At 40.3% G+C, this 8696-nt stretch carries 7 protein-coding genes; 5 read left to right on the forward strand and 2 right to left on the reverse strand.

From position 1 onward, the window contains the following. The first annotated feature begins 11 nt into the window (after window positions 1-11). From rpoB to F3G70_RS02880, 5 genes are read left to right on the forward strand one after another with little or no spacing between them, the layout of a single operon-like run. Window positions 12-2243 carry a DNA-directed RNA polymerase subunit B gene (rpoB, locus tag F3G70_RS02860; protein WP_223165988.1) on the forward strand — a complete coding sequence of 744 codons (2232 nt, stop codon included), beginning with the start codon at window positions 12-14 and terminating at the stop codon, window positions 2241-2243. Window positions 2244-2261: 18 nt separating this feature from the next. Further along, a complete protein-coding gene (locus tag F3G70_RS02865; protein WP_149731210.1) occupies window positions 2262-5261 on the forward strand; it encodes a DNA-directed RNA polymerase subunit A' in 3000 nt (999 codons plus the stop codon). Window positions 5262-5311: 50 nt separating this feature from the next. Next, window positions 5312-6772 carry a DNA-directed RNA polymerase subunit A'' gene (gene rpoA2, locus F3G70_RS02870; RefSeq protein ID WP_149731219.1) on the forward strand — a complete coding sequence of 487 codons (1461 nt, stop codon included), beginning with the start codon at window positions 5312-5314 and terminating at the stop codon, window positions 6770-6772. An 8-nt stretch (window positions 6773-6780) separates the two neighbouring features. Continuing rightward, the gene (locus tag F3G70_RS02875; RefSeq protein WP_188118042.1) at window positions 6781-7080 is read left to right on the forward strand and encodes a 50S ribosomal protein L30e; all 300 of its coding nucleotides are present in this window, start codon (window positions 6781-6783) and stop codon (window positions 7078-7080) included. A 6-nt stretch (window positions 7081-7086) separates the two neighbouring features. Continuing rightward, window positions 7087-7518, forward strand: coding sequence for a NusA-like transcription termination signal-binding factor (locus F3G70_RS02880; protein ID WP_149731211.1), 432 nt, complete (start codon window positions 7087-7089; stop codon window positions 7516-7518). Window positions 7519-7858: 340 nt separating this feature from the next. Here the strand turns inward: F3G70_RS02880 and F3G70_RS02885 are convergent, their stop codons facing one another. Continuing rightward, complete coding sequence (locus tag F3G70_RS02885; RefSeq protein ID WP_149731212.1) at window positions 7859-8182, reverse strand: hypothetical protein; 324 nt, start codon at window positions 8180-8182, stop codon at window positions 7859-7861. A 9-nt stretch (window positions 8183-8191) separates the two neighbouring features. Beyond that, the coding region (locus F3G70_RS02890; protein ID WP_149731213.1) for a CRISPR-associated endoribonuclease Cas6 at window positions 8192-8696 on the reverse strand (505 nt) is incomplete at its 5' end.

The following is an 8696-nucleotide window of genomic DNA, read 5'->3' on the forward strand; positions in this document are numbered from 1 at the left end:
GAGGTGAAAAGTTGACTAAGGATTATACTAATGAAGATGTAGTGAAAGCATACAAGTATTTTGGATTTGATTCAATCGTAACCCCTAAGAAAGTCAGGGATATTCATGCAAAACTTGCAGAAAAGCATCACCCGGACAATGGCGGCGATGAAGAGAAAATGGCTGAAATCAATCTGCACAAGACAGTCATAGACAAGTTCTTCAAGCACCATCCAAAAATGAAAAGAAATACGAGACTCAATTTGGCTTTCGACGAATACTTTGAAGATTTAAATGATGAAGCAGCAAAAGTTGAAGAGGATGCCGGAGATATCATTGAAGAGGACATTGAAATTTCAACCGGCAATGAATTTGAAGACAACATCATTGAAGAGGATATCATTGAAGAAGACATTATTGAGGAAGAACCTGTTGTAGAAGTGGAAGAACCACGCCTCAAAACAAAAATCTACATTAACGGTGAACTTTTCGGAACCTGTGACAATCCTGCAGAATTCACTCAGGAAATGAGGGAGAAAAGAAGAAAGGGACAGGTTTCCCATGAAATGAACATTACTTATTATGAAGACAACAATGAGATTTACATATTCAACGACCCTGGAAGGGCAAGAAGGCCACTCATTATCGTTAAGGAAGGCCAGCCTCTCTTGACCGAAGACCACATCAACAAGGTGGCAAACGGCAAGCTCAGATGGGATGATTTAATCGAAAAGGGTCTCATTGAATACCTCGATGCCGAAGAGGAGGAAAACTCATACATTGCAATGAGATTGAACGACCTGAACATGGATCACACTCATTTGGAAATCGACCCTGCAACAATGCTCGGTATCTGTGCAGGAATCATTCCGTTTTCAGACCACAATTCCTCTCCAAGGAATACCATGGAAGCAGGTATGACAAAGCAGGCTTTAGGATTATACGTATCCAATTACACCTTCCGTACCGATACGAGGGCACACTTACTGCACCATCCTCAAACCCCTATCGTTAAAACACGTATCATTGACTCAACTAACTATGACTTAAGGCCGTCCGGCCAGAACTTTGTTGTCGCATTGATGAGTTATGAAGGATATAACATGGAAGACGCAATGGTTATCAACAAGGGTTCTCTTGAAAGGGGATTGGGAAGGTCATCATTCTTCAGATCATACGACACTTCAGAAAAGAGATACCCTGGTGGTCAGGTGGATAATTTCGAAGTTCCTGACAAAAACATCAAGGGATACCGTTCCGAAGAGGCTTACAGACACCTTGATGAATTCGGTGTTGTCAACCCTGAATCATACGTCGAATCCGGTGACGTTCTAATCGGTAAGACCTCACCTCCAAGATTCTTGGGTGAGTTCGATGAGCTTGCAAGTGCAGCTGAAAAAAGAAGAGAAACCTCAGTTACCGTACGTCACGGTGAAAAAGGTATTGTTGATGCTGTTCTTTTAACCGAAACCGTTGAAGGCTCAAGACTTGCCAAAATCAGGGTAAGGGATACAAGACAGCCTGAATTCGGGGACAAATTTGCATCAAGGCACGGTCAGAAAGGTGTTATCGGTTTGATTTTATCTCCTGAAGACGTTCCTTTCACTGAATTCGGTGTCGTTCCTGATTTAATTGTTAATCCGCACGCTATTCCTTCAAGGATGTCCGTCGGTCAGGTGCTTGAAATGGTTGCCGGTAAGGCAGGATGTCTTGAAGGTGAACGTATCGACGGTACTCCGTTCAACAAGGAACTTGAAAAGACCATCAAGCAGCACTTGCTGAACCACGGATTCGAATCAGCAGGATGTGAATCATTATACAACGGCGTAACCGGTGAAAGAATCGAGGCCGAAATTTTCGTTGGAGTTGCCTATTATCAGAAACTTCATCACATGACGACAGATAAGGTTTACGCACGTTCCAGAGGTCCTGTGCAAGTGCTTACACGTCAGCCTACTGAAGGTAGGGCACGTGAAGGTGGTTTAAGGTTTGGAGAAATGGAAAGAGACTGTCTCATTGCACACGGTGCAGCATTAACCTTAAAGGAAAGACTTTTAGACGAATCAGACAAATACGAAGCTATTGTCTGTGAAAACTGTGGTATGCTGGCCGTCGAAGACAAGAACAGGAACAAGAAATACTGTCCTATCTGCGGAGACGTTGAAACCTATCCTGTCGAAATATCATACGCATTTAAATTATTGTTAGACGAACTTAAGAGCTTATGTATCTTCCCTAAATTAGTTTTAGGAGACAAAGCATAATTTGAAGGAGCCAATACTTTGAAAGAATTTATCAAAAAAATCGAAAGAATTAACTTTGGACTAATGTCTCCAGAGGATATTCGTAGCATGTCTGTTGTTCGCGTTGAAACTCCAGATACTTATGACTCTGATGGTTATCCAATTGAAAACGGTTTGATGGATCCACGTTTAGGAGTTTTGGATCCTTCCCTCAAGTGCCATACCTGTGGAGTAAGAGGAGGGGACTGTCAAGGACACTTCGGAAGCATTGAGCTTGCAAGACCTGTTCTTCACGTTGGTTTTGGTGATATCATTCACAAAATCCTGCGTTCAACCTGTAACGAGTGCGGACGTGTTCTCTTAAATCCTGATGAAATTTTCTATTATCATGAAAAAATCGAAGAGGCCTTGGAAAACAAGAAAAACATCTCAAAAATCCTAAAAGAGGTTTACACAAAATCCAAGAGGGACATGAAGGAAAAACCTGCTGAAGACGAAGAAATCGATGAGAAATACTGCTGTCCTCACTGTGGTACTCCTCAGCTTCCTGTAACCTTGGATAAGCCTACAAGCATTTTCCAGGATGACTATAAGCTTACAGCTTCCGAAATCAGGAAAAGGCTTGAAAGAATCACTGACGATGACATGTACATCTTAGGTATCAACCCTGAAGTTGCAAGACCTGAATGGCTTGTTTTAACAGTTTTACCTGTTCCTCCAGTAACTGTAAGGCCGTCAATTACCCTTGATACCGGTGAACGTTCAGAGGACGACCTGACTCACAAACTGGTAGATATTTTACGTATCAATCAGAGACTGGTTGAAAACATGGAAGCAGGAGCTCCGCAACTAATCGTTGAAGACTTATGGGACTTATTACAATATCACGTTACCACTTACTTTGATAACGAAGCTGATGGCACTCCACCATCTAAACACAGGTCAGGAAGGCCACTTAAAACATTGACCCAAAGGTTAAAGGGAAAAGAAGGAAGATTCAGATCCAACTTATCCGGTAAGCGTGTAAACTTCTCAGCACGTACCGTAATCTCTCCGGACCCTAACATCAGTATCAACGAGGTCGGTGTTCCTGAAATGATTGCAAAAGAGGTAACCGTACCTGCTTACGTTAACGACTGGAACATTGACGAGCTCAAGAAATGCGTTGAAAACGGTCCTGACGTGCACCCTGGTGCAAACTACATGATTACCGAATCCGGAAACAGAAGGAAAATCAATGAGGAAACCAAGGAATTCATCCTTGAGAACTTAAAACCGGGCGATATCGTAGAAAGGCACCTCAGAGACGGAGACATGGTACTGTTCAACCGTCAGCCTTCACTTCACAGAATGAGTATGATGGCTCACGAAGTAAGGGTATTGCCTTACAAGACTTTCAGGCTTAATTTATGTGTATGTCCTCCTTACAATGCGGATTTCGACGGAGACGAAATGAACATGCACGTTTTCCAGACCGACGAATCCCGTGCCGAAGCAAAATCACTGATGCGTGTACAGGAACACATATTGTCTCCAAGGTTCGGTGGACCTATTATCGGTGCAATCCACGACCACATTTCAGGAGCATACCTTTTAACCAGAAAATCAATGAAATTCACAGAAGAGCAAGCTTTACAAATCATTAGAAAATCACACCTTGCAATCCCTGAAAACGACGGAGAAAAATGGCTTTTAAAAGCGGAGTCACATGAAACTCCTGAAGTCGAATCAGAAATAGCCAAAAAGACCAAAAACGTCAGGGGAACCAAGGAAGATAAGCAAACTTACCTCAATACATTGGACTTGACTGAAGACGAAAAGGCAAAACGTCTCAAGGCAAACAAATGGAACGATGAGGAAAAAGAAATCATCAAATCCATTGCCCATGACAGAATCGCAAAAGAAATCAGGCAAAAATACGAAGACCAGTCTGCAGTCGACAACACAGAGTCAATCATTGAGAAAGCAAACGGCGAGGAATGGACAGGTAAGGAACTCTTCTCATTACTCTTGCCTAATCAAATGAACTTAACATATAAGGCTGAAATCTGTACCAAATGCGGTCAGTGTGATAAAATATTAAGGGAAACCCCTAAAGATGAGATTGACTACGACACATTATGTCCTATCGACGCATATGTGGTCATTGAAAACGGAATCCTCAAACATGGTGTAATCGACGAAAAAGCATACGGATCCATGTCCGGTCAGATTTTGGATAAAATCGTTAAGGAATACGGTCCGGGAAGAGCTAAGGAATTCTTAGACAGATCAACTGACTTGGCTATTTGCGGAATCATGGTAACGGGAATTACCACCAGTCTAAACGACGAGGAAATTCCTGAAGAGGCTCAGGCAAGAATCAATGAGCACTTACAGCTTTCAGAAGAAAAAGTAGACAGATTAATTGAAGCTTATAATGACGGTTATCTTGACGCATTACCTGGTAGAAGCCTTGAAGAGACCCTGGAAATGAGAATCATGCAGGTTCTCGGGGAAGCAAGGGACAAATCCGGTGAAATCGCAGAGGATTATCTTACAATGGCTCACAACCACTCCGTTGTAATGGCACGTACAGGTGCTAGGGCATCCATGCTGAACCTTACCCAGATTACTTCCTGTGTAGGACAGCAGGCTGTTAGGGGTGGACGTATCCACAGGGGTTACATAGAAAGAACCCTTCCTCACTTCAAAAGAAACGAATTGGGGGCAAAGGCTAAAGGATTTGTACATTCAAGCTATAAGTCCGGTCTCGACCCAATCGAATTCTTCTTCCACGCTATGGGTGGACGTGAAGGACTGGTAGATACAGCTATTCGTACAGCTCAATCCGGTTACATGCAAAGAAGGCTTGTAAACGCGCTTCAGGACCTGCAGGTAAAACCGTCAGGACTTGTAACCGACAATCAAAGCAATGTTGTTCAAAGGGTCTTTGGTGACGACGGTGTCGATCCGGCCAAAAGTGACTTCGGTAGAGCAGCAAACTTTGACAAACTTATTGATGAAATAAGATTAGCAGAAAAAGAGGCAGGTAAATAAGGGGTGTAAATATGGATGAATTAATTGAAAAAGTGAATAATACTTTGGAAATGCGCAGTATTTGCATTCCAGAAGATTTTGACGTTAGAAACGTTTTGGTCGATTACGATTCAATCGACATTACCGATGATGTTTTTGAAGAAATCATCATCAAGTTCAAAAACATCAACATGGTAAGCGACCTGCTTTCTTCATATGACATTGACTTTGTCGAATTTTCACAAAGCCTGGAGGAAAGGGACATAGATATTCCTAATTTCTACTATATTAAAAATATTCTGGCCAATTATCCTGAAGGATTATCCTCAGATGATTTGGAAAGTGTTATGGATGAATTAGGTCTTATCGACAAGATTTTAAAAATCCTAATCGATAAGGGAATCGAGTTTCCAAAGGGTTATGTTGAAGATTTGGCTGATGCTTATGTTCGTCGTGACTTGACTGATGATGAATTAAGCCAGCTTGTAGAGAAACTGAAAACTGCCTATGACCGAGCTCATGTAGAAGCTGGAGAGGCTGTTGGAACAGTAGCTGCACAATCTGTAGGTGAACCTGGTACACAGATGACCATGCGTACTTTTCACTATGCAGGGGTTACTGAGTTAAACGTAACATTGGGTCTTCCAAGACTTATTGAAATTGTTGACGCAAGAAAAGACATTGCAACTCCAACAATGGACATTTACTTTGAGGAAGACAAACGTTTCGACGAGGAATTCGTCAAGACTTTGGCCAATAAGATTGGTAAAAGTACTGTAAACGATATTCTCGAAGAAGACGGATTCAATTTGAATTACGCTGAAATGCAGGTTGAAGCTACATTGTCAGACAAGAAAATTGACGAAAGAAGGCTCGTCAAAGAGGATATTATTCAGAAAATCGAGTCAGACTTCAAGAAAGAGAAACCGGAAATCAACGGAAATCTCATAATTATCAAGCCTAAACAGAAAGAGGGCAAGGAACCTCATCACATCATTCGTGAACTTCGTCTGTTGGCTGATAAGGTCCGTGATTTACAGGTCAGTGGTGTCAAAAAGATCGGTAAGGTCATTATCCGTAAGGATGAGGAATGGGTCATTCACACTGAAGGATCCAACCTTAAGGAAATTTTGGATATGCCTGGAATTGATCCTAAAAGAACCACTACCAACAGTATCCGTGAGATAGAAGACGTTTTAGGAATTGAAGCTGCTCGTCAATCAATTATCAACGAAGCGAATAATACTCTCGCAGAGCAGGGTCTTACTGTTGACGTAAGGCACATTATGTTAGTTGCAGATATCATGACTTCCGAAGGTGAAGTTAAATCAATCGGAAGACACGGTATTAGTGGTGAAAAATCAAGTGTTTTAGCACGTGCAGCGTTTGAAGAAACCGGTAAGCATTTGCTTAACGCAAGTATTCGCGGTGAAGTGGATGACTTGACTGGTATCATCGAAAATATTATTATTGGACAACCAATACCTCTTGGTACCGGATCAATCGGTGTCAAAATGGCAAAAAATGAATAGGAGGCTAGATGATGGACGTAGATAGAGGAATCAGAGTTGCTGTCGATACTGGTGATGTGACTTTAGGCTCTGAAAAATCAATTCAATCTTTAAAATTAGGTAAAGGTCAACTTGTTGTTGTCGCACAGAACGCACCTAAAGATATCCTTGAAGATGTTGAATACTATGCAAGACTCTCAGAAATCCCTTGTCATGTTTATGACGGAACAAGTGTCGATTTGGGTTCTGTTTGTGGTAAACCATTTACAGTTGCTACATTAATCATTAACGATCCAGGAGATTCTACTATATTAGACGATTTGAGGTAGATTTAAGTGTCTATTAAATTTGGTGCAAGTGAGATTAGATTCATAGCTTTATTTGAAAACATGACTGGAGCTATGGTTAAGGATTGCATTATCGATGATGATAACAATAAGGTTACTTTCGTTGTTAAGCAAGGCGATATGGGCTTAGCTATCGGTAAGAGAGGAAGTACCGTATCAAAAGTTCAAAGAGCAGTGGACAGGGGAGTAGAAGTCATTGAATACAATGAAGACCCTGAACAGTTCGTCAGAAACATTTTATCTCCGGCTGAGTTGCAGAGCGTAAAGATAACAACCAGAAAAAGCGGAGAAAAAATTGCTGCTGTTGCAACAGACAATACCAATAAGCGCATAGCCATTGGTAAAGGCGGCATTAACATTGAAAGGGCTAAAGTATTAGCTAATAGACTACATGATATAGACAATATAATTTTAAAATAGCTTTAATTAGCTATTTTTCAATTTATTTTTTTTAAAACTTTTTTTTAATTTAATCTCGTAACTATTTTTTGAAACTGATTTTTGCTTTTTAGCTTTAGCTATTGAATAGTTAACGTTTGCGTTAATATAATTAATACCTGCTTTTTTCTTTTCATTAAATTGAGTGAACTTTCAATTAATGCTGGGGTATCTGGAAATAAAATCTGATTTTAGGCCGTGATATATATCAAGTATTTCAAAAAGTGAGTTTTGAATAGCTATTGGCGGGCATTAATTCAAATCAAATATTACTTAAAATAAGAAGAAATAAAAAAAATAAAAATTTAAACTCGTAAATGCATTATAACTTTTTTAATCTGGAAGATTCGCCGTCACCATATTCATTGAGACTGTAGAGCTTCTTTTCTTCATAATCAATCGTTGATGCGAATTGAACGTCGGTAGGTACATCCTTTTCAAGAAAGTCTAATGTCTTTCTGTTTTCGTTCTTGAATCCCTTGAATATTACTGCAAAGAGTACCAGAAATCCCAAAACCACTAAAATGAAAATCATGTTCTTGACGTAAAAAAATGAAATCGGAGACAATATTAAAAGAAACATGACGACTGATCCCAAAATCAGATAGTGAATGAGAGTCCTGTTCGAATCATTATTATTTTTCATCTAAAACACCTAATATATGTCCAGCATTCCAAATCCGTGATGATTGTTGTTTCCAAGCCCGACGTCATAGGCAAATGCAATGAGCTCGGGACTTCCCTTCATGACAATGTCAATGTTGTAGTAATAGTCCTTGAAAAGCCCCTTATCTTCGATGTATGTGCCGTAATGGTCATGTCGGGAATAAAAGTCGCAATAGAACCTGCACGTTTCCAGATTGAAGTATTCACAAAAGTTTTTAATGAGAATGTCTTCAAGAATGTCTCCAAGATTATCAATGACCAGGCAATCGGACAGAAATATCGGTGAAATTGTGATGAATGAAGCTTCCCCATTGATTAATGGGATTTTCTCTAAAAATTCTACCTTGTCGAGTTCAAGCTTGCAGTTGTTGAAGTAGATGCTTTCTCCCATAACAAATGCTGAAACAAGGCTTCTAAGAAATATTTCATCGACACTGGATACGATAACGCTGATGGCTTTTCTTTCAATCCTGAATGCGGAAAAGGTATAGAAC

Source organism: Methanobrevibacter millerae, from assembly GCF_900103415.1.
Taxonomy (GTDB): domain Archaea; phylum Methanobacteriota; class Methanobacteria; order Methanobacteriales; family Methanobacteriaceae; genus Methanocatella; species Methanocatella millerae.